This window comes from Pseudomonas sp. c313 (assembly GCF_055407145.1).
In genome coordinates this window covers 23,674-47,972 of record NZ_JBUZRD010000019.1, presented here as the reverse complement: position 1 = coordinate 47,972, position 24,299 = coordinate 23,674, and the positions used below count along the sequence as shown (strand labels likewise).

At 54.9% G+C, this 24,299-nt stretch carries 29 protein-coding genes; 25 read left to right on the top strand and 4 right to left on the bottom strand.

Going from position 1 to position 24,299, the window contains the following annotated elements; all coding sequences use genetic code 11:
* From ACZRKZ_RS26410 to ACZRKZ_RS26375, 8 genes are all read left to right on the top strand, one after another.
* Positions 1-188: hypothetical protein (locus ACZRKZ_RS26410; RefSeq protein WP_463983122.1), on the top strand; the 188-nt coding region annotated here is incomplete at its 5' end.
* 535 nt (positions 189-723) lie between these two features.
* Entirely contained in the window at positions 724-993 is a 270-nt protein-coding gene (locus ACZRKZ_RS26405; protein WP_463897850.1) for a hypothetical protein, read from the top strand.
* Complete coding sequence (locus ACZRKZ_RS26400) at positions 990-1,607, top strand: hypothetical protein (protein ID WP_198792722.1); 618 nt, start codon at positions 990-992, stop codon at positions 1,605-1,607. The genes ACZRKZ_RS26405 and ACZRKZ_RS26400 overlap by 4 nt, the downstream gene beginning before the upstream one ends.
* 169 nt (positions 1,608-1,776) lie before the next feature.
* Positions 1,777-2,301, top strand: coding sequence for a hypothetical protein (locus ACZRKZ_RS26395; protein WP_463983121.1), 525 nt, complete (start codon positions 1,777-1,779; stop codon positions 2,299-2,301).
* Positions 2,302-2,348: 47 nt separating this feature from the next.
* Positions 2,349-2,591: a hypothetical protein gene (locus ACZRKZ_RS26390; RefSeq protein WP_198792726.1), complete on the top strand. Its 243-nt coding sequence runs from the start codon at positions 2,349-2,351 to the stop codon at positions 2,589-2,591.
* A 170-nt stretch (positions 2,592-2,761) separates the two neighbouring features.
* Complete coding sequence (locus ACZRKZ_RS26385) at positions 2,762-3,064, top strand: hypothetical protein (protein WP_198792728.1); 303 nt, start codon at positions 2,762-2,764, stop codon at positions 3,062-3,064.
* Positions 3,061-3,351, top strand: coding sequence for a hypothetical protein (locus ACZRKZ_RS26380; protein ID WP_198792730.1), 291 nt, complete (start codon positions 3,061-3,063; stop codon positions 3,349-3,351). Before ACZRKZ_RS26385 ends, ACZRKZ_RS26380 begins: the two co-directional genes overlap by 4 nt.
* Positions 3,348-3,593, top strand: a complete 246-nt coding sequence (locus ACZRKZ_RS26375; protein ID WP_198792732.1) for a hypothetical protein — start codon at positions 3,348-3,350, stop codon at positions 3,591-3,593. Before ACZRKZ_RS26380 ends, ACZRKZ_RS26375 begins: the two co-directional genes overlap by 4 nt.
* A 27-nt stretch (positions 3,594-3,620) precedes the next feature.
* On the opposite strand, the gene ACZRKZ_RS26370 is transcribed toward ACZRKZ_RS26375, so the two are convergent.
* The gene (locus ACZRKZ_RS26370; protein ID WP_198792734.1) at positions 3,621-3,815 is read right to left on the bottom strand and encodes a hypothetical protein; all 195 of its coding nucleotides are present in this window, start codon (positions 3,813-3,815) and stop codon (positions 3,621-3,623) included.
* Between the two features lie 969 nt (positions 3,816-4,784).
* Between ACZRKZ_RS26370 and ACZRKZ_RS26365 the strand changes: the two genes are divergently transcribed.
* From ACZRKZ_RS26365 to ACZRKZ_RS26350, 4 genes are all read left to right on the top strand, one after another.
* Positions 4,785-5,252, top strand: a complete 468-nt coding sequence (locus ACZRKZ_RS26365; RefSeq protein ID WP_048402831.1) for a TrfB-related DNA-binding protein — start codon at positions 4,785-4,787, stop codon at positions 5,250-5,252.
* A gap of 585 nt (positions 5,253-5,837) precedes the next feature.
* The gene (locus tag ACZRKZ_RS26360; protein WP_153331799.1) at positions 5,838-7,811 is read left to right on the top strand and encodes a ParB/RepB/Spo0J family partition protein; all 1,974 of its coding nucleotides are present in this window, start codon (positions 5,838-5,840) and stop codon (positions 7,809-7,811) included.
* Positions 7,812-8,148: 337 nt separating this feature from the next.
* On the top strand, positions 8,149-8,985 hold the full coding sequence (locus tag ACZRKZ_RS26355; protein ID WP_048402826.1) for a DUF932 domain-containing protein: 837 nt from the start codon (positions 8,149-8,151) through the stop codon (positions 8,983-8,985).
* 69 nt (positions 8,986-9,054) lie between these two features.
* A complete protein-coding gene (locus tag ACZRKZ_RS26350; RefSeq protein WP_082149455.1) occupies positions 9,055-9,273 on the top strand; it encodes a hypothetical protein in 219 nt (72 codons plus the stop codon).
* Between the two features lie 55 nt (positions 9,274-9,328).
* Here ACZRKZ_RS26350 and ACZRKZ_RS26345 read toward each other — a convergent pair whose 3' ends face one another.
* Complete coding sequence (locus tag ACZRKZ_RS26345) at positions 9,329-9,613, bottom strand: hypothetical protein (protein ID WP_048402824.1); 285 nt, start codon at positions 9,611-9,613, stop codon at positions 9,329-9,331.
* Positions 9,614-9,865: 252 nt separating this feature from the next.
* Between ACZRKZ_RS26345 and mobA the strand changes: the two genes are divergently transcribed.
* On the top strand, positions 9,866-10,198 hold the full coding sequence (gene mobA / locus ACZRKZ_RS26340) for a plasmid mobilization protein MobA (RefSeq protein ID WP_048402822.1): 333 nt from the start codon (positions 9,866-9,868) through the stop codon (positions 10,196-10,198).
* A 6-nt stretch (positions 10,199-10,204) separates the two neighbouring features.
* On the top strand, positions 10,205-12,163 hold the full coding sequence (traI, locus tag ACZRKZ_RS26335) for a TraI/MobA(P) family conjugative relaxase (protein WP_048402820.1): 1,959 nt from the start codon (positions 10,205-10,207) through the stop codon (positions 12,161-12,163).
* 70 nt (positions 12,164-12,233) lie between these two features.
* Here the strand turns inward: traI and ACZRKZ_RS26330 are convergent, their stop codons facing one another.
* Positions 12,234-13,658, bottom strand: coding sequence for an aminotransferase-like domain-containing protein (locus tag ACZRKZ_RS26330; protein WP_048402818.1), 1,425 nt, complete (start codon positions 13,656-13,658; stop codon positions 12,234-12,236).
* Between the two features lie 165 nt (positions 13,659-13,823).
* Here ACZRKZ_RS26330 and ACZRKZ_RS26325 point away from each other — a divergent pair, with 165 nt between their 5' ends.
* Positions 13,824-14,012, top strand: coding sequence for a hypothetical protein (locus tag ACZRKZ_RS26325; RefSeq protein ID WP_048402816.1), 189 nt, complete (start codon positions 13,824-13,826; stop codon positions 14,010-14,012).
* A gap of 9 nt (positions 14,013-14,021) precedes the next feature.
* Here the strand turns inward: ACZRKZ_RS26325 and ACZRKZ_RS26320 are convergent, their stop codons facing one another.
* The gene (locus tag ACZRKZ_RS26320) at positions 14,022-14,375 is read right to left on the bottom strand and encodes a helix-turn-helix domain-containing protein (RefSeq protein ID WP_169906946.1); all 354 of its coding nucleotides are present in this window, start codon (positions 14,373-14,375) and stop codon (positions 14,022-14,024) included.
* A 232-nt stretch (positions 14,376-14,607) separates the two neighbouring features.
* On the opposite strand from ACZRKZ_RS26320, the gene ACZRKZ_RS26315 reads away from it, so the two are divergent.
* The 10 genes from ACZRKZ_RS26315 (at position 14,608) to ACZRKZ_RS26270 (ending at position 24,271) form a co-directional block, all read left to right on the top strand.
* On the top strand, positions 14,608-15,132 hold the full coding sequence (locus ACZRKZ_RS26315; RefSeq protein ID WP_420893722.1) for a transcription termination/antitermination NusG family protein: 525 nt from the start codon (positions 14,608-14,610) through the stop codon (positions 15,130-15,132).
* A gap of 368 nt (positions 15,133-15,500) precedes the next feature.
* Positions 15,501-15,719 carry a hypothetical protein gene (locus ACZRKZ_RS26310; RefSeq protein WP_048402810.1) on the top strand — a complete coding sequence of 73 codons (219 nt, stop codon included), beginning with the start codon at positions 15,501-15,503 and terminating at the stop codon, positions 15,717-15,719.
* A gap of 293 nt (positions 15,720-16,012) precedes the next feature.
* Positions 16,013-16,504, top strand: a complete 492-nt coding sequence (locus tag ACZRKZ_RS26305; protein WP_048402806.1) for a lytic transglycosylase domain-containing protein — start codon at positions 16,013-16,015, stop codon at positions 16,502-16,504.
* A gap of 36 nt (positions 16,505-16,540) precedes the next feature.
* Entirely contained in the window at positions 16,541-17,008 is a 468-nt protein-coding gene (locus ACZRKZ_RS26300) for a DotD/TraH family lipoprotein (protein WP_048402804.1), read from the top strand.
* The gene (locus ACZRKZ_RS26295; RefSeq protein ID WP_048402803.1) at positions 17,005-17,805 is read left to right on the top strand and encodes a type IV secretion system DotC family protein; all 801 of its coding nucleotides are present in this window, start codon (positions 17,005-17,007) and stop codon (positions 17,803-17,805) included. Before ACZRKZ_RS26300 ends, ACZRKZ_RS26295 begins: the two co-directional genes overlap by 4 nt.
* Positions 17,802-18,974 carry a plasmid transfer ATPase TraJ gene (gene traJ, locus ACZRKZ_RS26290; RefSeq protein ID WP_048402868.1) on the top strand — a complete coding sequence of 391 codons (1,173 nt, stop codon included), beginning with the start codon at positions 17,802-17,804 and terminating at the stop codon, positions 18,972-18,974. Before ACZRKZ_RS26295 ends, traJ begins: the two co-directional genes overlap by 4 nt.
* Positions 18,971-19,522: a phospholipase D family nuclease gene (locus ACZRKZ_RS26285; protein ID WP_048402802.1), complete on the top strand. Its 552-nt coding sequence runs from the start codon at positions 18,971-18,973 to the stop codon at positions 19,520-19,522. Before traJ ends, ACZRKZ_RS26285 begins: the two co-directional genes overlap by 4 nt.
* Positions 19,523-19,559: 37 nt before the next feature.
* A complete protein-coding gene (locus tag ACZRKZ_RS26280; protein ID WP_048402800.1) occupies positions 19,560-19,805 on the top strand; it encodes a hypothetical protein in 246 nt (81 codons plus the stop codon).
* A 38-nt stretch (positions 19,806-19,843) separates the two neighbouring features.
* Complete coding sequence (gene icmT / locus ACZRKZ_RS26275; RefSeq protein WP_048402798.1) at positions 19,844-20,131, top strand: IcmT/TraK family protein; 288 nt, start codon at positions 19,844-19,846, stop codon at positions 20,129-20,131.
* 48 nt (positions 20,132-20,179) lie between these two features.
* Entirely contained in the window at positions 20,180-24,271 is a 4,092-nt protein-coding gene (locus tag ACZRKZ_RS26270) for an LPD7 domain-containing protein (RefSeq protein WP_463954513.1), read from the top strand.
* Positions 24,272-24,299 lie beyond the last annotated feature (28 nt).

The following is a 24,299-nucleotide window of genomic DNA, read 5'->3' as shown; positions in this document are numbered from 1 at the left end:
AATTTTGGCTTGGCGTCTATGGAAATAGTCGCGGATGGGGTCAAAAAGTGCCATGCGCCCTTCTGCCTCTAAAAGTGGTGATAACCTATTTTATCACCACTTATCAGGCTTGCGAGCGATACGGCGGGTTTTGTCGTGTAGTGACCGGAATTGAGGGGCTTGTTCACGACGCGATCACGGAGTATTGATCTGTACCAGTGATCAATTTGGCGCCGGTGTGGGCCATCATGATCACCGCCCTCCCCTCTCGTAGAGTCCTTGGCTTACGTTGGTATTAGGTTCCATTGCTCCCCCATCCCCTTAACGTGCTTTATTTTCCGTTTTCTGGAGCGACGCCTATTGGTGTGAGAGAACGAGTGTGATGCCCTAACCTCACAACCTCACAACCTCACAACCTCACAACCTCACAACCTCACAACCTCACAACCTCACAACCTCACAACCTCACAACCTCACAACCTCACAACCACGTGGATCTATAGCTTTATAGGGTTACAGGTTTGTAGTGTTATAGGGTCATAGGGTTATAGAGTTATAGAGTTATAGAGTTATAGATTCATAGCGCAACAAAGCTACAGCTTCACAGCTTCACAGCTTTACGAGGTTTTAGATTTGTGAATTTATAAAGTTATAGCTTTGTAGTGTCTTGAAGTTATTGCTTTGTAGGGTTATAGTTCTGTGACGTTTTAAAGCTAAAGCGTCATAACGTTATGGGGTTAAAAAATGAAGCCAGCAAAAGGTTTAACTGATTTGGCCGCCTCTCTGACGGCCGCCGCCTCCGCGCCGTTGGTGCCTCCTGTAGCCGTCGCGGCTCCAAAAACCGCAAAAAAAACGGTAGCGGAAGGCGGCACCATGCAAATGACGTTACGGCCAGCTCGTACCTTGTACGCGTTGTACGTAGACAGAGCAGCAGAGCGGAGCAAGGCCGAGGGACGCACCGTGTCAGCTCAAGAGATCATGCTGGAGGTGTTGGAGCAGGGGGCTAAAGCATGAGCAACCTAATTTTCATTGGTGGGCAGAAGGGTGGTTCCACTAAAACAACGACCGCACATTTGATGTGTCTGGGAGCGATTTTGAGAGGCCAGCCAGCCGCTTATGTGCTGACAGACCCGCTTCGATCACTCAAAACAGAGGGCCGTCCATACGGTGTAATGGATGGCAGGGACAGTAATGAGCTGGCCAAAATTATTACTGCAAGCAGCAATACTAAAAATGGTTGGCTGATTGTCGATGGTGGCGGTAACAGACCTGAGCTAGACAAAGCTATTTCTACACAAGCGCAGCTCACAATTTTGCCTTTTCGTGGATCAGAAGAAGACCTCGAAACCATCTCTCGCGATTTGGCTGCTATGCCGAATGCAGTGGCTTTGCCTTCGGCTTGGCCAACAAACAAGCACGCCCAGGAAGCAGCACAGAAATTTATTGACGCTTTGGAGCAGGTATATCCAGGGCGTGTGATAACGAGCCCTAACTATTTCGTGAATTCGGCTTTAGAGCTTTTAGGGCAAAGCCTGGATAGTCCATCGACCCCTGTGCGTAATGCGGCACGCAAGGCGTTTTCGATTCTTGCAGAAACCTTTGAAAAGGCTTCCGGCACTAAAAGTTGAAGCGTTGATAGACATGCGAGCAACATAAGCCCGTACGGGGCTTATGGTGAGCTGTAAGTGTTTTAGGCTGGTCCTTGCATTCCTCTGCGCTGGAAACGTCTCTGGCGCGACCATAGAGGGTCGTTTTTCTGCGTAAACATAAATTCAGGGTAAAAAGAAAGGGACCTAGATGGCTACCTGCCTCTTTTGCATGGCTGCCCCGGCTGACTTGGGCCGTTATTGTTCTGGCTGCTATGGCCGGGTGTTCCATGAGGATGGTTCGCCCTTGGTGCTGGGCGATCCTGCTGACCCGTGGCGGGAGTTCAACGCCGAAGCAGACCGGACTATGGCTGACGCCAAGGTGCATGCGGTCCTGGCGCCTCGGATGGCGGCTCGGTGGTTTTTCCCGGTCAAGGTCGCAGCCTGGAAGCTGCGACCAAAAACCAACAACACAACACAGACTGGAAGGCCCCCCGACATGAGTACGACTGAAACCCCGTTGTTGACCCTTACCTTGGATGCCAAGGCCCAGGCCGCGCTGATGCGTAGCCTGGAAGCCTATCGGGCTTGGCTGTATGCCCCCGCCGAACAGAACACCGACAGCCTGCGAGAAGAACGCATGACAGCAGCGCTACGCCTGGCGGATGAGATCAGCCGCATCGCTCAACCGGATCTGGATTTGGCCCTCATCGCGGCAGCCCAGGCCAAAGGGTAAGCCCCCGGTACCGGGATTTTCACGAACAGAAAGGAACCCCCGCCATTATGAGTACGACTGACGTTTTTGACCCGATCACAGCCCACTTGGCGATGTACATGGACATGATCAATGACGCTGAATATGACCTGACAGTGCGGCTCAATTCCTGGCAGGCTCATGGCTACCTGCAAGCGCTGTACGACCTCAAGCGTATTCAAGCTGGCACTTATGGCCGCCACAAAGAAGAAATTGAGCGCCTGCGCGAAGCCCGCCTGGACGAGCTGGCCAAGTCCGGCGCCGAAGGGTAGGGCGGCTGCGTTACGAATAACGCCGCTTATGTTTAAAAGGCCCCACGTTTGCCGTAGGTCTTGAGGCCTTTTTAGCCCCATCGTTTATCAGTCCCCCATGGACTGGCCTACCAGCACCCCATAAAGTGGTTTTACGCACACTGACTCCACACTCGTAAAGGACGTGCCCCATGAACGACACCCCCGGGCTGGCCAGCTCGCAACACTTCACTATCACCAATGACGAACCCGTTCAGGGTGCCGGTCTGCCCACAGGCTCCCTGCAGGAGGCCTGGAACGACATTTTGAATCGCATTCGCACCACTTACGCAGCTGACCTGGAGTTGGCCAGCGAATACGGCTTGGCCTGGCTCGGGGCGCTGCTGCAAGCCAAAGTGATCGATCTAGCCACCTTTGAGGCGCTGCATGAGGCCCGTGTTAAAGCCAAGGATGAGGCTCAGGAGCGTTTCGCCCGTAAGGACAGCGGCCTATGACCTCTCGTTACCGGCACGTCGATCCAAACCCACTGGGAACCCTTCGGGGCACCGTGGCCCGTAGCCGCGAGGTGAATGCTGTCACTGAGCGTCTGACTGCCTGGGGGGAACGTTGGGCGCTGCGTGGCGCCTATGTGCATTGCCTGGGCTGCCAGATTGGCCGCCGGCATAGCGTGGCCAAGTCCTTTGAGCATATCGAGGGCTGCACCTTGGTAGATCCTGAACAGTTGGACCCTTGGGCCACCCTTGCGGCGATCCTGGGTGACCTGCCAGCGGTGCGCCGTTGAGTGCCCTGGATTATCTGGCCGAAACCAGCTTGCCGGCCGGTATACGCACTCATATTGAAAATCACCTGGTGCGCCTGGCCCGAGCTAAAGACCAATTGACCCTGAGCCTGGCCACCGAACGCGCCGAAGGCTATGTGGAAGGCGTCGAGTCAGCCCGGGCGCTGACACCGGCAACTGTCGAAGCGCTGTATGTGGCGGTCGACAACGCGGCCACGGCCCGCCAGTTGGAGCTGGAGCTTTGATTGATTGCCGACGTGCTTTGGCTGTGACTACACGCCCTGGGCGCGAGCTGCTTTGTCCAAGGCCTCGGCCAGGAGCTGCGCCGAGGTACTGAGAGCGCTGTACAGCTTGTTCAGCTCCAGACTGGGTGTGCTGGAGGTGGTGCGCTGAAACTCGGCGTACAGGCGGCGGAAGTCGGCCAGGGCATCGAGCTCAAGCGGGGATAGGTCCAGGGTGATCGACATGGCGAATCCTCGGGGGCCGTGTAACGGACAAAACGCAGACGAAAAAAAACCGCCTTAGAGAGGGCGGTCTTTTCGTGCAAGATCGGTTAGAGGCCGGGCTTGCGTTCTCACAAGGAGCATTAGCGTGTGCAGGAATTCTAGCGCCCGGGTACAAGCAATTACAAGGAAAAATCATAAATAACGATCTACGGGCGTTGCAAAACTGCTGTTCGTCAAAATAATCCCACCCCGTGAAGGGCTTATGCCGTAAGGCTTTGAGGCAATTTACCACGTACTGTCGCTCTATACCGTCCATCCGCCGCAACACAAAGTCGATTTTTTCCATAGAATGCGAGTGTTCCGCGTTCGTCACCTTTGAGGTTGGCCGGGCCAGCGCGCGAATTTTGGACCGACTGCCACGGATTAGAGACCCGTGCCGGATACATGCAGAAGGACCATCAGCCCAGCCGCCTCACAGGGAGCATTAGCGTGTTTCTGAAGGTGTGCGTGTTCCGGTAAGCACACTGGAGGTATGGCCCAACTACGGGAGGGCCAGGTATGTCTAAGTTAAGACGTGCGTGGGACTTCGTGGTGGTATGTGTACGTGTTCATCACGTTTACGAACTGCTGCGAGACTACTTTGATGGCCTGTAAAGGCTGAGAGGTGGGCCGCTCTGGCTTCGGTCAGAGCGGTTTTTTTTGCTCAAAAAAAAGCCCCCGACGCGAAGTAGGGGGCCTCTCATTCAACCGTAGGCCCGGCTAGGCCTTCGGTTGGGTGCTTCTTTCGCCCTTGTAGGGGATAACGAAAGTCGCCTGGTCATAATACACAGGACTCTGAGGTGTGGTTAAATTTAATTGTTTGTAGTGACAAGTAGTGACATTTTGTTGTAAGGTTAACTTGTTCTTGGCTGTACGGCCGTGGATCACACACCAACCATACCACCCGCCATGGGGTCGATTCTCCCTGGGCAATGAACTGGAAACACCACCATGCCTGCAAATCGCAACGAAGTAGAGCTGCAGATCATGGCCGCCCAAATCAAAGTGGCCTATTCACCAGGTGAAATTGCCCAACTGGTGCGCTTGATCAGTCCCACGCCCAGTACTGGAGAAATGAGCGCTGAAGAGTTTGAGCGCGTGATGAAGGTCCTGGTTGCGCACAATAAGCGACGGCCTTACTCCGCGAAATCGATTACCGCCGCTCGGCTCGTATTGGTGATGGGGGCCACAATTTCTGAGGCAGCAGCTGAGGTTGGGTTGAATCGACAGAATGTTAGTGTGCTGATGAAGCGCATACGTGGCCACATGGAGTCTTTACCTAAAGGTTGGGTAAAGGTCGGTGAGTGGTTCCCTGGCGAGGTGGCTACACAGCTAGGAGAAATCTCGGAGTCGCTTAAAGAACTTCATGCTGCAGGTAAGCCGCTCGATGGACTTACTTTTACCATTACACTGCCTTAGCTAACGCCCTGATTCCAGGCTTCCAGCTCTGCCGGCGTTCTGCAGATCCTGGTACCGGGCGTTCCCCTGCGCTGCGCTTGGGGCCGTGCTTTCGTGCTGCGCATCGAGCCAGGCCATGAAGCCGGCCCGTCTCGACCCTTCGGGCTTCAATCACATAACGCTTCGGCCTCCGGCCGGAACGCTCTACGCGCGGGCATAGCCCGCACTGCACGCCCTTCACTGTGGCCATGCATCCCACTCTTGCCTGCACCTACCCACCAGGTCGCCCTAAATGCCACGGCACAGGGCTCAGCGAAGCCATGTCTCCACCTCGGGCACACAGAAAGGAGCAGCAAAGCCCAAAGCAGGAAAGCGCGTCGGAGGTGGTCGGAATGCGATTTGTGCCGTCCTGCACTAGTGAATGCGTAGCTTGCACCGCTTCAATGCGTGGGGGGAGGTAAGCTGATTTATTTATGTTTATTGTAGTGACAAGTGGTGACATAAAATAGCGATGGATGTATAATAAACCCATCGGCGCCACACCGGCGCCGAAGCCCGAAACGAGCGGCGGCTACCGCTCCGGGCATCACTTGTAGGGGTTATTTCATGTCAAACGCATACAACACGGTCATTCCCTTTAACCGTCTGCGCCGCAGCGAGAGAAACGCCCGCCGTACTGGCCGCAATTCAGCCAGTTACCGAGCAGGAATTGTGTCCCTTGCAGCTTCCATCCTTAGCACTCACGAACAGACCGGCCAAGGGCTTTTGCAAAACTTGGTCGTACATGTCAACGGCGAATTCTTCGATGTAGCGGCAGGCGGTCGCCGGTTTGACGCGATCACTCTACTGGTCGAACAAGGCAAGTTTCCAGACGACTACCCCACGGCCAGCTTGGTTATCGGCGCGGATGCAGTCACGGCCGCCAGTCTGACTGAAAACTTCAGCCGTGAAGCCATGCACCCGGCCGATGAGTTCGACGCGTTCAAAGAATTGACCGAGCAGGGCTGGACCATCGACCGCATCGCGGACAGCTTCGGAGTCACGACGCTGGTTGTTGAGCGCCGCCTCAAGCTACGCGCAGCAGCTCCGGCATTGATCGAGGAATACCGCGTTGGTGAGCTGACAACCGAACAGCTGATTTCCCTGTGCGCAACGGATGATCATGACCGCCAAACAATGGTGTGGAACCGTGTTCGTGACCAGCACTGGAACAACGACCCGGCCGCGCTACGACGCGCCGTTATCGAAACGGAGGTAGATGCCAGCAAAGACACCCGTGTTGCGTTCATAGGCGGTGTGGAGGTCTACGAGCAGGCCGGTGGTGGTGTGCGCCGTGACCTGTTTGCAGAAGACGGGCAGGGCACCTTGCTATCTGACGGCGCCCTACTCGATGTACTGGTCGAGGCGAAGCTACAGGATCTGGGGGAGCAAGTGCGTGCAGAAGGTTGGGGTTGGATCGAGGTCTGGCCGAAATTTGATTACACCCAGTTTGACCGCCTAGGGCGGGCACCAAAGAAACTGGCCGATTTGTCAGCAGAGTCAGCCGCCCAGCTTGAAGCGCTGGAAAAGGAACTGGAAGACACACAGACCGCCATCGAAGGCCACGTGGAGGCTGGGGACGACGAGCAGGCCGAGGCACTGGATGAGCGCGTTGACGCGCTGGAGGCTGAAATACTGAAAATTCAGGCATCCAGAGAAGGATTTGCCCCGGAAGTCATGGAGCATGCCGGCGCGATCATCAGCATGCACTATGGTTCGCTGCGCATTGACCGGGGGCTGGTCCGTACCGCAGATCGTGCCAATGTCACTTCCGCCCTGGGAGAAGGGGAGCGCCTTTCAGGTGGCCGGGAAACTGAACCCGCAGGGCGTAAGGGCAACACAATCAGTGACGCACTGCGTCGCTCTTTACTTGGGCACCGTAATTTAGCCGCACAGTTTGTAACGGCAACTAATCCCAAGGCCGCAAAAATTCTAATTGTCTGCAAGTTCGTTACTGACACGCGCAGTGATTGGAGTGGTTCACCAACGGACATGGGTATCAGTAGCGGTTACGGTGCCCGCACAGGTTGCCCGATTACTGATGAAGCAGGGCAAGTTAAACAAGATGAGTTTGTTGCACTCGGTGATCAATTGGTCGAGGCGTTGCCAACGGCTGATGGGGACTTGTGGGATGCTCTTACAGCATTAAGTGATGCGGAGCTAGATACCCTGTTGGCATTTGCAGTCGCTCGGTCTGTAAGTCTGTCTATTGAGCCAAAAGAACTTACAGAGAAGTATGCTCAAGCGCTCAATTTGAAAATGGAAGATCATTTTATTCCTACCGTTGGTAACTACTTGGGCAGGGTATCCAAAGAATTGATCATAGAGGCGTTGACCGAGGCAGGAAAAATAAAGGGTGATGCTGATCGGATTGCTTTGCTGGATATGAAGAAAGGCGCACTTGCTACAGAAGCTGAAACCCGTCTTAGTGGGACAGGTTGGGTGCCTTCGCTGATTCGCACACAAGAGGCGATACCGGTGAAGAAGAAAAAAACAACCAAGCCAAAGAGCAATTCTAAGGCAGCCACCAGTAAGCCATAACTAGACAGGGCAGGGGTCAGATGGAACTGATCCCTATCCTAAAATGGAGAGCCAAAATCACTCATCACGGCGCACCTGGTGAAGGCACCATTTTAAAAATCTGGCGTCGGGAGTGGTGGACATATCGAGAGTGTTTCGACAGGAAAACGGGTTGTTCTTGAGTAGGATTCACGCGAGGCGGCTTGAAAAAAAGTCGAAAAATGTGCGTTTATTGTCATGACAAGTGGTGACACTATGGTGTGTGTTTGATACAATAAACACATCAGCGTCACTCCGGCGCTGATACCTGAAACGAGCGGCGGCTACCGCTCCAGGTAAACCTTGTAGGGGAAATGATATGCACCTTTCCAGCAGTTTCCGTAATCCAACCATGCTGCGTTCAGACCGTCCGCTGTCGAACGACGATATTGCCCGCGTGGCGCCCTCGATCTTCGCAGAAGAAGCGCATGACAGCCGGTCAGAACGTTACCTGTATATCCCAACTATCGACGTACTGGATGCGTTGCGTGCCGAAGGCTTTGAGCCGTTCATGGCGTGCCAGACTCGCGTGCGGAACGAAGAAAAACGCGAACACACCAAGCACATGCTACGCCTTCGCCATGCCAACACCATCATGGACAAGGAAGCGAATGAAATCATCCTGTTGAACAGCCATGATGGAACCAGCAGTTATCAGATGATGGCGGGGATGTTTCGGTTTGTCTGTGCCAATGGTTTGGTCATTGGTGATTGTTCAATTGATCAGAAAGTACGGCACAGCGGAAAAGGTGATGTCATCAGCGACGTGATCGAAGGTGCCTATGAAGTACTCAATCAGTTTGACTCTGTTAACGATCACCGCGAGAGCATGAAGCAAATCAAGTTACGCCCGGAGCAACAAGAGGCTTTCGCGACAGCTGCATTGTCATATCGCTACGAACCGAAAGATGGCCCTGCGCCGGTAACAGCTCGCCAGTTGCTCAGTGCACGTCGTGTCGAAGACTTCGATAATGATCTGTGGACTACCTTCAATCGTATTCAAGAAAACTCGCTTAAAGGTGGCTTACGTGGTCGCAACAAGGTAGGCCGTCGAGCGACAACCCGTGCAGTCGGTGGCATTGATCAGGATGTGAAACTGAATCGCGCCTTGTGGGTACTGGCGCAAGAGATGCGCGGCCATTTGACCACGGCGTAACAAGCAGGCCGGGTGCGCAATGCACCCGGCTTCAACACTTGTTGAACTCAATGCACGGGGCAATAAGATATGAAGACATACAGCGTTTCTTGGAGCATCGATATAGAAACCGATGGTGATCATTTGGCAGCGGCACAGATCGCCGCAAATCAATGTTTTCAAGCAGAGATTGCCGCCGGAAATTTTGACAGCGCTTGCGTATTTACCGTAACAGGTCCTGATCAAGTACCGGCCACTGTTGACCTTACTAGTAGTCTTTCTGACCTAGACGGCGACGATACGGAATAACAATAACGTGTGTTGCACAAGCCCCGCCAATGCGGGGCTTTTATTTTTCAGCAGATTACCCAATGTTGGTCGTCTTAGGTTTTGGGGTACGTCGCTTTGGTGGTGTACTCAAAAGCTCCGATATTGCCTTAATAGAAACCTCAACTCCGACAGATCCCAGTGCTGATTTTATCTCAGCAGTGGTGTAGCCCTTGGCATTTGTTAACGTGACAATCTGATCTTTCAGAGATTCTAGAAACTCAGTCTTTCCGATCTTATCGCGGCTCAGATCAGGAAGCTGATCGAGAGCCTTTTTTGTCTCCTCAAGCTTGGCTTGGGTGAAGGTAGTAGTTCTGGCCATACTGGGTAACCCTCTGATCATTGAAAACCGTGAAGCCCCGACTCTACCCCAGACCAGACGCGATGCCCAGACCCGCACCATCCGACGCATGCCTCTAATACACGTCCAGTCAACGCGATGACAAAATGAGGTAATCCGAGTAAACTACCGGACAGGAAATGTTTTGTGGCCACCGCCCGCACGCGGTCGATGTCCCAAAAACCCTGATCAGGGCTGCGGCCCGATACCCCGTTGTGCGTCACAGGTGCCGTTATGTCAAAGAGCGAATCGCGTCAGAGGAACAAGTGGTTGAAAGCCCGATGCAATGACGAGGAGGCTGAGTTGATTCGAAGAAAGGCAGAGGCGGCAGGCATAGGCGTCTCGGATCTGCTGCGCCGATCAGCTCTAAACCGCAAGATCGTGACGCGCACGGATCAACGCTTGATGAATGAACTGCTACGCCTCGGAGGCTTGCAAAAGCACTTGTTCAACCAGATGCAGGACAACATGACTACCGAACTCAGCAAGCAATTTTCGGAAGTCCTGGTGGAGGTCAAGAAGGCGATCATTGCCCTGGACCTGAACGTAGTCCCGGTAAGGAACTAAGATCCATTGAACGTCATTATTCCCCCCAAGCGTCGAGACGGTGGCACCAGCTTTATGAAGCTGGTGAGCTATGTCAGCCAGCGCGAGGACAAACCCTCGGGAAAGAACGTTCTGTCTGATGAGCCGAAATCGGCTCGTTCAGAATCAAGCAAAGCGGTGTTTGATAGACTGGTAGATTACATCGACCGAAGCGACTCAGAGGATGCACCTGTACGCGTCCTTGAGCAGTTCAACGACGGAAGGCAACGCGTTCAAGCTGGTGACGTGGCGTGTGAAACCAACTGCTTTTTTTGGGAAACAGCAGCTGCAGAAATGAACATGGTGGCGGCTCAGAATCGGCGTGTTAAAGACCCTGTTTATCACTTCATCATATCTTGGCCGGAAACTGACCAACCCACTGACGCCCAGGTATTCGAGTCTGCTCAATACGCCCTTAAATCCATTGGCTTAGAAGCTCATCAATACGTCACCGCTATCCATCGTGACACCGACAATGTGCATGCTCATGTCGCGGTTAACCGGGTAAATCCTGTGACCTACAAAGCAGCCAATATGTGGAACGATGTCGATACCTTGCAGAAAAGCATGCGCGTACTTGAGCGTCGTTACGGCTTTAAACAAGACAACGGCCCGTGGCAGATGAACGCGGATGACCACTTGGTTCGGCCCGGTATTCATTACCACAGCGCCCCCCAGGGCGCGGCTAAGCGCGAGATATTTTCCAACACCGAAAGCCTTTATCACTATGCGGTTGATAAGGTGCGGGTGAAGATCAACGAGGCAATCCAGAACAAAGAAGCCGATTGGAAATCCCTGCATCTGTTGTTGCACGCGAATGGCCTTGGGCTGCGTGAACAGAGCGGAGGTCTGGTGATCTACGATTATCTGCGCCCAGGTGAACCTGTACTTAAAGCCTCCTCGGTTCATCCGTCGCTCACGAAGGATCGAATTGAGGCGGGTTATGGTTCGTATGAAGGCCCACCGCCGTTTGAATCTGAAGACCCTTATGAGGGTGCATATGCAATCCTCAGTTCTTATCAGCCGTCCTTTCAGGCTAGAGACAAAGGGGTGAGACAAGAGCGCCGAGAAGAGCGAGCGGAAGCCCGAGAAGGATTGAAGGCGCGATACCAGGAGTACCGCAGTACTTGGGAGAAACCAGATCTGAATGTGAAGGGGCGTTACCAGCATGTGGCCGTGTATTACCAGGCTATGAAAGCTGACGTGAAGCGTTCGTATGATGATCCTTTACTGCGCAAGTTGATGTATCGGGTCGCTGAGTTTGAACGGATGAAAGCCATGGCCGAGCTGCGCATCGAGCTTCGCCAGGAGCGTCAGGCGCTGTCTGATAAAGGTCTACTTCGGCCGCTCGCGTATCGTCCCTGGGTGGAGCAGGAAGCCTTGAAAGGTGATCTTGCAGCCGTCAGTCAACTGCGTGGTTTCGCCTATAGAGAAACACGTAAGCAAAAGGTACGTGGGGATCAACGTGACAGAACCATTTTTGCCGCCAGGGCTGATGACTCGCAGTTCTATAGTCCGCACACACATTCCTCCAGGCTCTATCGTGATGGCACCATCGAGTACCTGCGAGACGGTATCGCCGGCGTGGTCGACCATGGCGGCCGCGTCGAAATCAAGCCAGGCTTTGAGGACTATGACGATTCGGCCAACTACCGACTGGCCGCCAGTCTGGTCAGTACCAAAAGTGGGGAGAGGGTCGAGATTGTGGGTGACGATCAATTCGTTGACCGGGTGCTTGAAGCCGCCTGCGACTTCAACCATCGGGACAACGGGTATGTGTTCCAGGTAACAGATCGGGATCAGTTGGAACGTTATGACGCCATTGAAAGGGATTACAGGCACTACCAAGTCGATGATGAGTCGGTCCAGGGACAGCCTCGTTATGCCGATTACAATGACCAGGTGGATGAAGCTGAGGTCAGGCCAGATCAACAGCCGAGACCATGAGGTTTTTTAAACTGAACTGACCGAAGCAGTAATGCACTTCGGTCAGTAATTCAGGTTGGCTACTTAGCTTTTACAAACTAAAGCGTTCTCGGGTATGGCTTAGTGATTTGGTTAAGGTTGTAAAAGCCTCAATCAGTAGTTGGTCACTCCCAGACGTGTTGCTGACGCTTGCCCGGATGAATTGAGGTACGACGGCATGTCCTACCGCAAAGTTTTCAGCTGTCGCAACCAAGTAGTTTTGTTGTTTCAGCTCTGACTCAATCTCAGATGCACGGCGTGGCTCGGGAACGGGTATCCAAAAGTGCGAACTGCTTGCATGAGTTTTGTATTCAAGTCCGTAAAGTAGGTGTTCAACCAACATTTTACGCCGACGAATCTCTTTGACTTGTTGTCGTCGTAATAGATCGGCTGTACCGTTTTCTATCCAGTCAGTAACTAACTCAAACGACATTGGAGTAGCCATCCAACACGTCGAACGCAAAGAGGCGGATAGTCGACTGATCAAAGTTAGTGGAGCATGCAGGTAACCTACACGAAACCCAGATGGGACCGTCTTACTCAAGCTGGTGATCAGAGTCGTTCTTTCTGGTGCGAAGCAACAGAGGGGCGGCGGGCGATCATCCATCAAGACTGCGTAGGCGTCGTCTTCAAGAATAAGCAAATTATGATCGCGACATACCTTCGCGACTTCCTCGCGCCGAGTTACCGACATCACGGCAGCGGTTGGAGTCTGGATTGTCGGTGTACAAAAAAGTGCTGAAACACGATGGTTGCGACAAACCGCATCCAGTGAGGATGGCAACAACCCTTCCTCATCTGTTTCAACTCCCACCAATTTAATCCCGAGCATCCGAGCCGCAGTGATCAGCCCGGGATATGTCAGCTGTTCGGTGGCCATCGTGTCACCCGCCTGCAGCAATGCCATCAGGGAACAGACCAACCCGTGTTGACCGCCGTTAACACAGATCACTTGCTCAGGGGTCGGAGTGAAATCAGGCTGCTTAAGCCACTCTGCTCCAGCAGCTCGATACCGTGGTAGGCCAACGTCTGGGGTGTACTGGCTTATATCCCTAATTGCGCTGGGGTTGCCCGCGAGTACTTGTAAGCTCTGCGTTAGAAAGTCGGTCTCGGAACCTGGGATGTACATGTTCCGGCTCATATCAAAAAACGTTGGGGTCTCTTCACTGAAATTGCGAAAGCCCTCATCAAGCTTACGATCAAGCCCACGTTTGCGGACGAACGTGCCATCACCAACGCGAGCCACTACCAGCCCCAACCGTTCTAACTCACCGTAAGCCCGACTGATGGTGCCAATGGTGACCTTGAGCTTGTCGGATAGCGTGCGATGCGGTGGAAGTTTTCGGCCTGGTTCGAATTGACCGCTAAGAATACCGTCGCCTATCGCGTCTGACAGTCGCTTGTACTTCACGCCTTTCCCTTTAGCCAGGCTCTCGCGCAAAAATGACACCATGTCAATATTTGTTTTGACGGCCATCAATTCCCCCGTTAGTGTCATTTTAAGGTCAATTAGATTGATCAGCGTCTAAATATAGATGTCAATCGTGGATCTTGACAGGGGTTTTTAATGGGCGGCGGGGAACCGTGGGAAAGCGCCTAAAGGCACATCAGCGAGCGGAACGACGTTTTCAAGGAAAAGGATATGACGAACAACATAGATATAGATATGCAGAAAGAGCTTAAAGAACTCGTGACTTTGGTAAGACTGGACGAAAAATTCACGGCGGTGGTTGCGGAGGGTTTCTTCCCGCTCGACCAGCAGTCGAGCCAATACCATCATCAGCGCGTGATTCGTATCGATGAGTTGTCTCGTAAATACGGAATAGCGTGATGATGGTCACTATTTTTTCGGTGGCTGGTTATACGAAATAAATTTATCAGTGAGGCGAATGATCTCTTCCAAGCTCTCGGGTGAGTCGACCTGAACTATTTTTTCGGCAAGTTCTTGTCGAAGAGCTATCAGGCGAGTTCTTAGTTCGTCCTGGCCACCAGGGAGTATTTCACCTGGCGCTACGTTAAAAACAGTTGCAATTCTGATCAACTGCTCAATGTTAGGAAGCGTCAAACCTCTCTCATAGCGACCGATTAATGGCGCATCACTCCCAATCAAATGAGCCAACTCAGCTTGGCTCATTTGGCATGCTTTTCGGAGAGCCTTGATTTTGGCTCCAATCACATTGCGAAGATTGGTCACATAAGCCCCAAAAAAATCAATAATTTCATCTGGTTATGGATCTATAAAGCTACAGATGTATTCATAGATAACAGAAGTGTTTACTTTTTTTCTAAAACGATTTATTTTGTCACCTGGCAATCCGTCACCCGTCGACCGTCATGGCTCTGGGGCGGATGAAATTGATTTCCCAAGCCGATCACAAAAGCCCCTGCGCCTAACGGTTCGGGATTTCGGAAGGGCGCCTGCTAGGATGGTTCTGCATATGCGAAACTGGTACGTTCTAATTCATAATTCCTCGAATCATCAATCACTTACAGAGTTGATCAAGAGGCTGGACGTTGAGGTGTATTCGCCTTGCAGGGTCACACTTCGTAAGCGCACGGATCGGCCTTCGTCCGTGCGCCGTGAGCTTCCGTTGTTCCCCGGCTATTTGCTGCTGAATTTCGACCCGTATGTGACCCACACCACAGAAATCACAGCGTTGAATGGTGCCCATGGGTTCGTTCGATTCGGTGGGGACGCTTGTGTTGTCCAAGACAGTGTTGTCGACGCATTAAGAGATTTGATCCTGTTACGCACTGATCGCACCTTCAACTGCGTTGAATATCGCAATCTGCCATCTGAGCTGGCCAAGTCCCTACACCTCATCATTGACATGCACTCCGAGGTCGCGCGCAAAGCTGCTTTTTTTGCGCTCCTTGCACAGGGCGATTCACTGCAACGACTAACCAGTCGCCCAGGTGGCCGCGTGTATTCAGCGGTACACCCTTTGTAGTAGTTGATTACCTAAATTCGAATTAGTGCTCTGAGCCTCGGCTATGAGGAGCGCCGGACCTCATGCACCCTGCCCCAACCACTCAGGGCATTCAGAGCTGTAGCGTGCATGTTGTAAGGACCTATGATCCACGGCGAACAGATGCTGTTTGACGCTGTGAGTAGGAAGCTCGAAGCCCACACCGAAGACGACCGGCCAGCCCTGCAATCAGCAGCGGGTACCTGGCCAACACCGCTGACGCAACAAACCCCGCCTGCCGCCAGTAGCGAGGCGGGGGTTCACCATTTCTCATCCCCACCTAATTTGTATTCACCGCCAGGCCCTTGCCTAGCGGTGTTTTTGCGCTTTCCCAACCCATAGGAGTTCCCATGGAGCTACCAGAAGATGAAGCGATGTCCGCAACTACAACAACAACCAGCGTCTACGTCCGTGCAATCAGGGTCGAGGCACTGAATAAGGCTGCTACTAAGGTCAGCTACGAAACCAACAGCCCTAAGCAAATGTCCCCGTCCGGGTTAGCTCGATACCTAATCGATAATTACTTGGACGTGGCAGTTAAAAAGCTGATTGATGACTCGAAAAGATAGTCATTTCAGGAGGCGATTATGCAAAAGCGACTACTTCTAACCGTTCTGCTCATATCCCTATCGGGATGCAACACCACCGCATCAAAGGTCGCCCAGGTGCCAGCAGGACAGTGGGTGGATGAGCAGATTGTGCAAAACGCTACCTCACTGAGTCAGGCGCAGGCCCGGTTACACCAGACCAGCTCTGTGCGAAACACTGCTCCCCTCACGGCACCGGCACCGTTGCCAGCAAAAGTCCAGGTGCCTGCTGTCAACCCTCCCATAAGGCCAGTGCCTAGCTCTGGAGGTTAGCCATGCGTTCGCTATGGCTCATCTTGGCGTTATCGATGCCGTTGCCGGCAGCGGCGTTTTGTTTTCAAGAGGCAGGCCAGCGTTATCAGCAAGATCCCCTGTTACTGGAGGCTATTGGTATATGGGAGAGCAACCTGCGGCCGGGGGCTGTGAACCATAACCGGGACGACACCGGAAAAATCATCAGTTCCGATTACGGTGTCATGCAGATCAATACCGATAACGCTAATCGGCTGGTCCGCCTGGGGCTGATCAAGCGCCCGGAAGACCTGCTGGCCGATGCCTGCTTCAACGTGCAGGTAGGCGCTTGGGTACTGGCCCGCCACCTTCGGGTGTGTGGCAACACCTGGCGCTGCCTCGGGTCGTACAACGCCGGTTTTCATCCCTCGGCTCGCCAAGAAAACAAACGCCTGCGCTACGCGCAGGGCATTCGGGTGATTTACAACCGCCTCAAAGCGCTTGGCGCCACGCCGGGCAACCTCGCAATCCGTTAATTACTGCACCCTGTCCAGGGTGTCAGGAGACCCTTGATGAAGCTCTCTTTTGTTGCTGCGCCTGCGGTGGCTTTGCTGCTGGCCGGCTGTCAGTCTTTTTGCGAAAAGAAACCTGTAGCGCCTCCCCCTGCACCGCCCGTGGTGCTTGCCAAGGTCCCAGCCCAGCAACAAACGCTGTGGATGGAGGGCGTTATTAATACTCGCTCAGCCTTACCGGCTGACGCGATTCGTACCCAGGGCGACCTGGTAGCCGTTGACTGGAGCGGGGATGCGGTCGAGCTGCTTTCCCACCTGGCTCTCCAACGCGGCCAGAAATTTACCTGGACCGGTGTTCGCCTGCCTTTGCCCGTTAACCTCAAAGTCAACGGCATTACCTACCAGAATCTATTGCGCCTGGTAGAAATGCAGACGGCATGGCGTGCCACGCTGACCCAGCTTCCAGGGCAATTGAATCTGGCCTTTGCACAGGCCGAGCCTCAGAAGAAGGCAGGGGGGCGTCAGTGAAAAAATCCATTCTGACGCTGGCCCTATTGCAGGGCTTGCAGGGGTGTGCCCACACACCACCCGCCACGACACCTGATGCGCCGCCGCCTGTTGAGAGCTACTTGGTTCCTGCTCGCCCGGCGTCAGAGGATGTGTCTGAGTCCCGCCGCCAGTTGCTGGAGGAATCAGGGCGCACCATAGGTTTTCGCGGTGGCAAGGCTGAGCGTGCCTGGGAGTTGCGTCAGGCTCTGGACGGACAGATAGGGCGTCTCGATAGCCTTTACGACTTTCGCACCCTTATCAGTCGCCAGGGCTGGCTACCGCCCGTGATCGATGAGGCGGTGGACGTGGCGCACATCACTCCACGGCAGATCCGCACGGCGAGCCATGTTTACGAAATCATCCTTCCAGAGCGGTTTGTCAGTAACCCGCCGTCCTGGCGCACTTGGCTGATGGCTGGGCTGGCATCGTCCACCACCGATGCGTCGTTATCGGTAACGCCTGAAAACAGTGTGCAGAAGGGGCTTTGGCAAGCGGCAATTCGCCAGGGTTGGGGGGAAGGGCGGTTGAGTGCCGATCAGACACTGGAAGCCAACTTCAACCGCCTGACCCGTGATTACCGGGGGATGTTGTTGTACTCGCAGCTTCTGCGCCAAGGCTTCATCACGGCGCCGGTGGTCACGGACCAACAGCAGACTGTCACTGGCGATCGGCAGAAGCTCACCACGGGCGACCGGGTGCGCAAACTCAAGGAAAACGCCGGGTTTATCCCTGATAAGACCCAATGGCAGCCGGTGATACGGAAGGTGCAGCCATGACCCAGGCTACGAGCTTTGAGCCTTATCCGTTTGACGGAGGATTGACCGGTACCTCACTGCGCGAGTTTTTCGTCTGGTGTGCGCGGAAAAACGTCAGTGATATCCATATCCAGGGTAACAACCACCTGGTGGTGGGGCATCACGGACGCTTGCGCCAGGCCAGTCCGTTCGTGCTGGCTGATGACACCCTGTCCAAGCTGCTCGACGAGGTGTTCAACCCGGAAATCCGGGCGACGGTGCGCGGCGGCCGGCCTGTAGACCGGGCGTTGCAACTGGATGGCGACATGTACCAGCGCTACGGCCTGGAACGCGGGGAGCGATTGCGCTTCCGTTGCAACTTTGTACAGGCCACCGCTGGACGGCTGGACACCACCATTGCTCTGACGATGCGGGTTATTCCCTCAGATATCACACCGCTGCCACAGCTGGGTCTTGAGGATGACCTGTTCGAGGCGTTGTTGCCGGCCAGTGGATTAGGGCTGATCGGTGGGATTACCGGGTCAGGGAAAAGCACCCTGGCGGCCTCGATCTACCGCTTCTGCCTGGACACGGACCCTGACCGTAAAGTGACCACGACTGAGGACCCGATTGAATTCGTTCTTGGGCGTGCGGGTGATGTATTGCTCCCGACTCAGTTGCAGATCGGCCGTGATGTGCCGAGCTATGCCGAAGGCATACGGGCGCACCTGCGCCGCGCGCCGTCGATTATCGGCGTAGGGGAAATGCGGGACTTGGAGACCTTTCAGGCGGGCGTTCTCGCGGGCCAGTTGGGTCACTTCAATCTCAGCACCTTGCACATTCACTCCCCCGGCGAAGCCATTCCTCGTTGCCTGACGATGGTGCCGTCTGAAATGCGTGAAGCGACGGCCCGCGATCTACTGGGGGTACTGCAGTACATCGTTGTGCAAAAGCTACTGCGTACTACAGACGGCAAGCGTCAGGCGGTGCGCGAATACATCCTTTTCGACGATCCGCTGCGTGCCCAACTGGCCGGGATGCCATACACCCAGTGGGGCCAGCATATCGACGGGATTATTCGTACTGAGCAACGTCGCTTTGCCGATCATGCTTGGAGGCTTTACCAGGGCAACCGGATTGACCGGCGAGAATTGGCGGTGGCCATGTCGGCCTCTCAGTTGCGCGAACTGGAAAAGCGAGACAGATCATGAGCAGCTTTTCGGCACTAACGCGCCCGATCAGCCGTGGCCTGATGCTCTCGACGTTGCTGTTTAACCTGGTGTTAACGGCTCAGGCGGCAGAGATACAAGTCGGTTTCTCTCCGGAAGGAAGTGCTGAGCAACTGGTACTCAATGTGATCCAGGATGCCCAGCAGCAGATCCGCTTGATGGGCTACAGCTTCACGTCGCCCAAGGTCGTTAAAGCCCTGGTCGCCGCGCAAAAGCGTGGCGTTGATGTCCAGGTGGTGCTTGACGCACATGGCAACGAAAGCAGGGCCAGCCGCGCCGCCATGAACCTGTTGGCCAAGGCCGGAATCGGTCTGCGGACGAATGCCGCGTACAAGATCCAGCACGACAAAGTGATCATCAGCGACGGGCAGAACGTGGAAACCGGCTCGTTTAACTACTCGACCTCGGCAGCCAAGGCCAACAGCGAAAACGCGTTGGTGCTGTGGGGCTTTCCTGCGGTGGCCAGCGTTTATTTGGAACATTGGCAATCACGCTGGGAGCAGGGTCAGCCTTATCAGCCGACCTTCTAAAGGGTTGTCACAGAGGTTCTAGGGAAGGAGAAAAACCATGTGCGAAGACGATTGCCAGTGCTACTTGGAGTCGGACGAATACAAAGGCTACAAGGCCGTTGAAGAACAGATCATCCACTGCACACCAGAGCAAGCCTGGGCCATGTACTTCGTCTCAACTGGCGTGGTGCGTGAACACATCACTCTTGCAGTGATGGAGCAGATCGCCAAGGGCAACACGGCACTGCTGGCTGAATTCCCCGAATTTGCACCGGCAGGGAAGGGGGATCACGAATCAGGCTGATGCGGATCACGCAAGCCTTTACCACGAAGGAGCCACCTATGGCTGATCAACAAGACTTCCTGCAACCGGGCTATTGGCGCAACGCCTCACGCCCTCTCAACGTTTATGGCATTCCAGCACCGTTGTTCTTGCTGTATCTGGTGTGGTTTCGCTTCCCATCGCTGAATACGATTTTTGTGATCAGCGCCATTATTGGCGGCTTTCGGCTGCTGTCGCTATTTGGCTGGACGCTCAAGGTGCTGGTCACCCGACTGACCTACTTGATGCGCGGTAAACGGCTGTCCGGTCGGCCCTGGTGGTACCGGCGTTTTACCGAAGGGGATTGAGCAGGAGCGCAGATATTGCGCTGGGAGTAAATAACGGAGGCATGATGAATGACATTATCCATTGATGATGCCAAGGCACTCGTAATAGATTTCTGTGCTACTTACCCAGTAGCGTCCAGCCTTGGCTACAAACTCAGAGAAACCCAGGAGGAACTATATGGACCGCACGCCACCCGAGAAGCCGCAGGAACAATCCTCGGTTCATTTCATCCAGGAGGAGGACGAGTCCTTTTCGCCACTTCCAACTTTGGTTCGGACGAAGAGTTTAAAAGATCTCTTAGGCACGAAGTCCTTGGACACTTTGGAATCAACACCTTCAACCCCGCCGAAAAACGAGCAGTCCTAGACGGGATTATTGAGGCTCGCAACGAGCCCAGCACGGCCGGTATCTGGGCTAAGGTCGATCAGCTTTACCCCGGGATCAGCGACTCGCGCAAAGCTGAGGAAGTATTTGCCTTTGCCTGTGAGGATATCGAATCACTTGCGTACGGCAACGCCATTGGGGGCGCCCAATCTTTTCGTGAGACCTGCATCGAGCGCTCCCGCCCAATGCAGATCCGCGACCTCATCAGCGTCACCACAATGGTTGCCGAGGGCCTGCATGACCGCAGCCGGTCACAGCAGATCTTTCCGGCGTCGGACGATGCCCAGTTCAAATTAGAAACCACCCCCAACACCTCCGAGTATCCGGTTTGGCTGGCCGTGCCACATGACGCGCGTGAAGTTGTGCGCGCAGCGGCTGGAAAGCTTGAAAACGGTCAGGCGGCAATTGGATGGGACAAAGAATCGAGCTTGTGGTTTGCCCGCCCGGGCGCAGACCTTGACCGTCTTGCGCAGTGGTTGCCCGATACCAGCATTCGGTCGGGTGGCGGTGATCCGGAGGCAGAGTTTTTGGACGCCTTGACCCGTGAGGGGCTAGTGATTCAAGGGATGCCGGTGATGGATGGCCAGCGGCATCGAGTGGCCACCGTAGAAGACAAAAAAGGCAATAAAAGCGGTGTGTACCGAGGGTTTCTGGATCGTCGCCCTGGTGGGTGGTTTATCAACTATCACCGAGCCGAAACGGAAAAGTCAGTGACCAACTGGAGTGCCAAGGGAGGGGAATCTGACCCCATGGCACGTCTACATATCCGCGCCGCCGCTCGCCAGTCGCAGGAAGATGCAGTGCGTGTGCGCGAGCAACTGTATGCCCAGCAAACCCTTGCTGCCAAAAGGCTCTATGACCGATTGCCTGGAGCAGACCCCGCGCACCCGTACTTGGTGCGTAAGGGAATACCCCCTACGCCCGACCTACGCCAAACAAGAAACGGCGCCCTGGTGGTGCCGTTTTTTAATGCCTCGGGAACATTCAAAACCCTGCAGTACATCCCCCCGGACGGGGAGAAGTACCTCTTTAAAGATGCGCCCAAGCAAGGACACTTTCTGGTTGTGGGTGGTTCGCTGACCCCTGGCCAACCGGTGCTTTATGCCGAGGGCTACGCCACGGCGCGTAGCGCGAACCTCGCCACGGGCCTTCCGGTGGTGATGACCATTGATGCCGGAAACATGGTGGCCGTCGCCAAGGTTTTGCATGAGCAGCTGCCCGATAGCCGGCATGTGTTCTTGGCGGACCTCGATCACGCCAAAGAGCAGAACAAGGGGTTGTTGATGGCCACTGCGGCGGCTGAGCAGGTCGGCGGTCAGGTGCTGTACCCCGCATTCACTGATGAAGAAAAGGCCCGTGGCCTGACCGACTTTAACGACCTTCACCAATCCCGGGGACTGGATGCCCTGCGCAACCAGATTAGCCAGGTATTGGCCCATGACAATGAGGTGCCCACCATGCAGGAAGAGAAAGCTGCTTTAGATCCGGCTGCTACCTCAGCCCTTGTAGACTCCGTATTACCACCCGCTGCTCCAGAGCCGTTGACCTTCACCCACAACGGCGAGCCCGCCACGATTGACCTGGAGCGCTTTCAGTCACAACCACAGGTTGAGCAACCTGCGGCACCGAGTGAGCGGGATATTCCAGCCGCTCCAGCGCCGCTGAACTTTACCCACAACGGTCAACTCGCCACGATTGACCTGGAGCGTTTCCAGCCACAACCGCAGATTGAGCAACCTGTGACACCGAGTGAGCGGGATACTCCAACAGCTCCAGCACCGCTGGCCTTCACGCACAACGGCGAACCCGCTTCGTTGGGTTTGAAGCCCGATCCAGCGACTGCATCATCAGCTGACGCGGTGGCTGCCGTTGATGAAACGACGCGTGCACAACGACGGGCCGAGGAACAATTGAGCATGGCCCTGGAGCCAACATTGGCACCGACTGCCAACGCAGAGACTGTTATTGCACCCATTGTGCAGCCGGTTGAGCGTCAGGCGTTGGAGTCAGAAGCAGACTCTACCGCTCCTGACGCCACACCATTGTCTCCAGCGCCGTCAGCACAAACCCCGGAACAAGAGACCCCAGTGGCTTCTGATGATCCAGCTCCGGTGTCCCGGTTAAACGACGCCGGCAATGGAACATCGCCTGTAGCCGCTAACGAGGCAGATGCAATCTTGGTGGGGGCACCACGGCCTAGCGGGACGGAAGTCGAGCCACAGATCAGCCATCTGGATTTGGATTCACTGCTGGCACGGGTTGGCTGGGAGAAACAAGGTGATAGTCAGACCCTTTACACGCTCGATGGTGAACCGGCATTTGTGGATCATGGCGCCCGTTTGGAAATGGCACCAGGAGCGGGCCAGAGTGATGAAAAAATCGTCGCGGCCCTGCTGACCGCTGCGCAATTTTATCGAGGTCGAATCGAACTGACCGGCAGTGACGAGTTCAAGGCCAAGACGATCGGCTTGATTGCGCAGCATCAAATCAACGTCGAGATGAAAAATCCCGTTCAACGGGCATTGCTGGACGACGCCCGTAAAGCCTTGACGGCAGAACCGGTGGTACGCGATGCCATTGCCGGCGAGGCGCCACCTGCATTCGGTACGCTTCCTGCTCAGCCTAGCCACGCGGTGCCAGAGGCGGTGCCAGCACAGCCTCAAGCGGCGCCATTGCTGGAGGTTGAAAATGTGGCCACCGTGTCACAGTCAGCCGCGCCAAACAGGGCAGCTGAGCCTGGACCTGAAAATGTCGTTGCCCAGCCTCAAGGGGTTTCTGCGGAGGTTCATCAACCCGCTGAAAAGGCCAAGGACGGCGTCGTCGGGAAGGTGATGGCTTGCGGAATGGCACCGTATCACTTTGATGAAAACAACGACCCAACTACCTATATCAAGCTGCGCACCAAAACCGGTACGCAGACCTTTTGGGGTAAGGAGCTGGCAGGGTTGATGCGTGAAACCCGTGTTCAGCCAGGGAAAATGGTGACATTGCAGTGGCTGGGTAAAGAAGCGGTCGTGGTTAAGGTTCCGCACAAGAATGAGCAAGGCGTCACGACACACTTTGAGGACAAGAATGCCCATCGCAATCAATGGGCGCTCACCGTGAAGGGTGCTGCAACTGTACGTACCGGCCAGGATGAGGGGGTAAAACTGGCTCCTTATGACGCAGCCCGATTTGCCGTAGTACAGCAAGCCGTGATTAACCGTCTGGGACTGGACGTGCCAGTACCCACACCACCCGCTCAGGGCCTGTACTGGATGACACCAAACGGCCAGGGCAGTGCAAAAGCTGGGGATGAACTGTCGGCACAACGTCCGGCTATTGACCCGAGAAAGTCAGCAGGGCAACCGGTGATCAGCAGTTGGTCGCAAGACGGGCACCTGGACATGCTTCTGGTGCGCGGCGATGGCCCTTACCTGCAAGGCGTGGTGCGTCAGGGTAATGAGTTCCAGCATGTGTTGGTTAGCTTGCCGGGCACTCAGGACGCGCCGCCGATGGTGTTTAACGCCATTACACCAGAGGGGCTTGTGCCGATTGGCACGGGCAATGCCATTAACCGCTCAGGCGGTGTGCCAGTTTCTCGGGAAAACATCGCCTTCAAGCTTGAAGGCGACAACGCAACGCGCATCGCCAAGCTTGATGCGCCTGCCGATATTCCCCCCGCCTTGCATGCCCGGTTGGGTTTTGATGAGCGCTGGAAGGAGGACAACTCCCTCCCAAAGTCAGCACCCACAGCGGCACCGGCAGCACAGCCGAGCGATCCACGCCCGGCGTGAGCAAGAAAAAACGCTAACAGCAAAGGTA

Coding starts and splice junctions, on each gene's coding strand:
- ACZRKZ_RS26405 (WP_463897850.1), top strand. CDS start 724: ATGAAGCCAGCAAAAGGTTTAACTGATTTGGCCGCCTCTCTGACGGCC.
- ACZRKZ_RS26400 (WP_198792722.1), top strand. CDS start 990: ATGAGCAACCTAATTTTCATTGGTGGGCAGAAGGGTGGTTCCACTAAA.
- ACZRKZ_RS26395 (WP_463983121.1), top strand. CDS start 1,777: ATGGCTACCTGCCTCTTTTGCATGGCTGCCCCGGCTGACTTGGGCCGT.
- ACZRKZ_RS26390 (WP_198792726.1), top strand. CDS start 2,349: ATGAGTACGACTGACGTTTTTGACCCGATCACAGCCCACTTGGCGATG.
- ACZRKZ_RS26385 (WP_198792728.1), top strand. CDS start 2,762: ATGAACGACACCCCCGGGCTGGCCAGCTCGCAACACTTCACTATCACC.
- ACZRKZ_RS26380 (WP_198792730.1), top strand. CDS start 3,061: ATGACCTCTCGTTACCGGCACGTCGATCCAAACCCACTGGGAACCCTT.
- ACZRKZ_RS26370 (WP_198792734.1), bottom strand. CDS start 3,815: ATGTCGATCACCCTGGACCTATCCCCGCTTGAGCTCGATGCCCTGGCC.
- ACZRKZ_RS26365 (WP_048402831.1), top strand. CDS start 4,785: ATGCCTGCAAATCGCAACGAAGTAGAGCTGCAGATCATGGCCGCCCAA.
- ACZRKZ_RS26360 (WP_153331799.1), top strand. CDS start 5,838: ATGTCAAACGCATACAACACGGTCATTCCCTTTAACCGTCTGCGCCGC.
- ACZRKZ_RS26355 (WP_048402826.1), top strand. CDS start 8,149: ATGCACCTTTCCAGCAGTTTCCGTAATCCAACCATGCTGCGTTCAGAC.
- ACZRKZ_RS26350 (WP_082149455.1), top strand. CDS start 9,055: ATGAAGACATACAGCGTTTCTTGGAGCATCGATATAGAAACCGATGGT.
- ACZRKZ_RS26345 (WP_048402824.1), bottom strand. CDS start 9,613: ATGGCCAGAACTACTACCTTCACCCAAGCCAAGCTTGAGGAGACAAAA.
- mobA (WP_048402822.1), top strand. CDS start 9,866: ATGTCAAAGAGCGAATCGCGTCAGAGGAACAAGTGGTTGAAAGCCCGA.
- ACZRKZ_RS26330 (WP_048402818.1), bottom strand. CDS start 13,658: ATGGCCGTCAAAACAAATATTGACATGGTGTCATTTTTGCGCGAGAGC.
- ACZRKZ_RS26325 (WP_048402816.1), top strand. CDS start 13,824: ATGACGAACAACATAGATATAGATATGCAGAAAGAGCTTAAAGAACTC.
- ACZRKZ_RS26315 (WP_420893722.1), top strand. CDS start 14,608: ATGGTTCTGCATATGCGAAACTGGTACGTTCTAATTCATAATTCCTCG.
- ACZRKZ_RS26310 (WP_048402810.1), top strand. CDS start 15,501: ATGGAGCTACCAGAAGATGAAGCGATGTCCGCAACTACAACAACAACC.
- ACZRKZ_RS26305 (WP_048402806.1), top strand. CDS start 16,013: ATGCGTTCGCTATGGCTCATCTTGGCGTTATCGATGCCGTTGCCGGCA.
- ACZRKZ_RS26300 (WP_048402804.1), top strand. CDS start 16,541: ATGAAGCTCTCTTTTGTTGCTGCGCCTGCGGTGGCTTTGCTGCTGGCC.
- traJ (WP_048402868.1), top strand. CDS start 17,802: ATGACCCAGGCTACGAGCTTTGAGCCTTATCCGTTTGACGGAGGATTG.
- ACZRKZ_RS26285 (WP_048402802.1), top strand. CDS start 18,971: ATGAGCAGCTTTTCGGCACTAACGCGCCCGATCAGCCGTGGCCTGATG.
- ACZRKZ_RS26280 (WP_048402800.1), top strand. CDS start 19,560: ATGTGCGAAGACGATTGCCAGTGCTACTTGGAGTCGGACGAATACAAA.
- icmT (WP_048402798.1), top strand. CDS start 19,844: ATGGCTGATCAACAAGACTTCCTGCAACCGGGCTATTGGCGCAACGCC.
- ACZRKZ_RS26270 (WP_463954513.1), top strand. CDS start 20,180: ATGACATTATCCATTGATGATGCCAAGGCACTCGTAATAGATTTCTGT.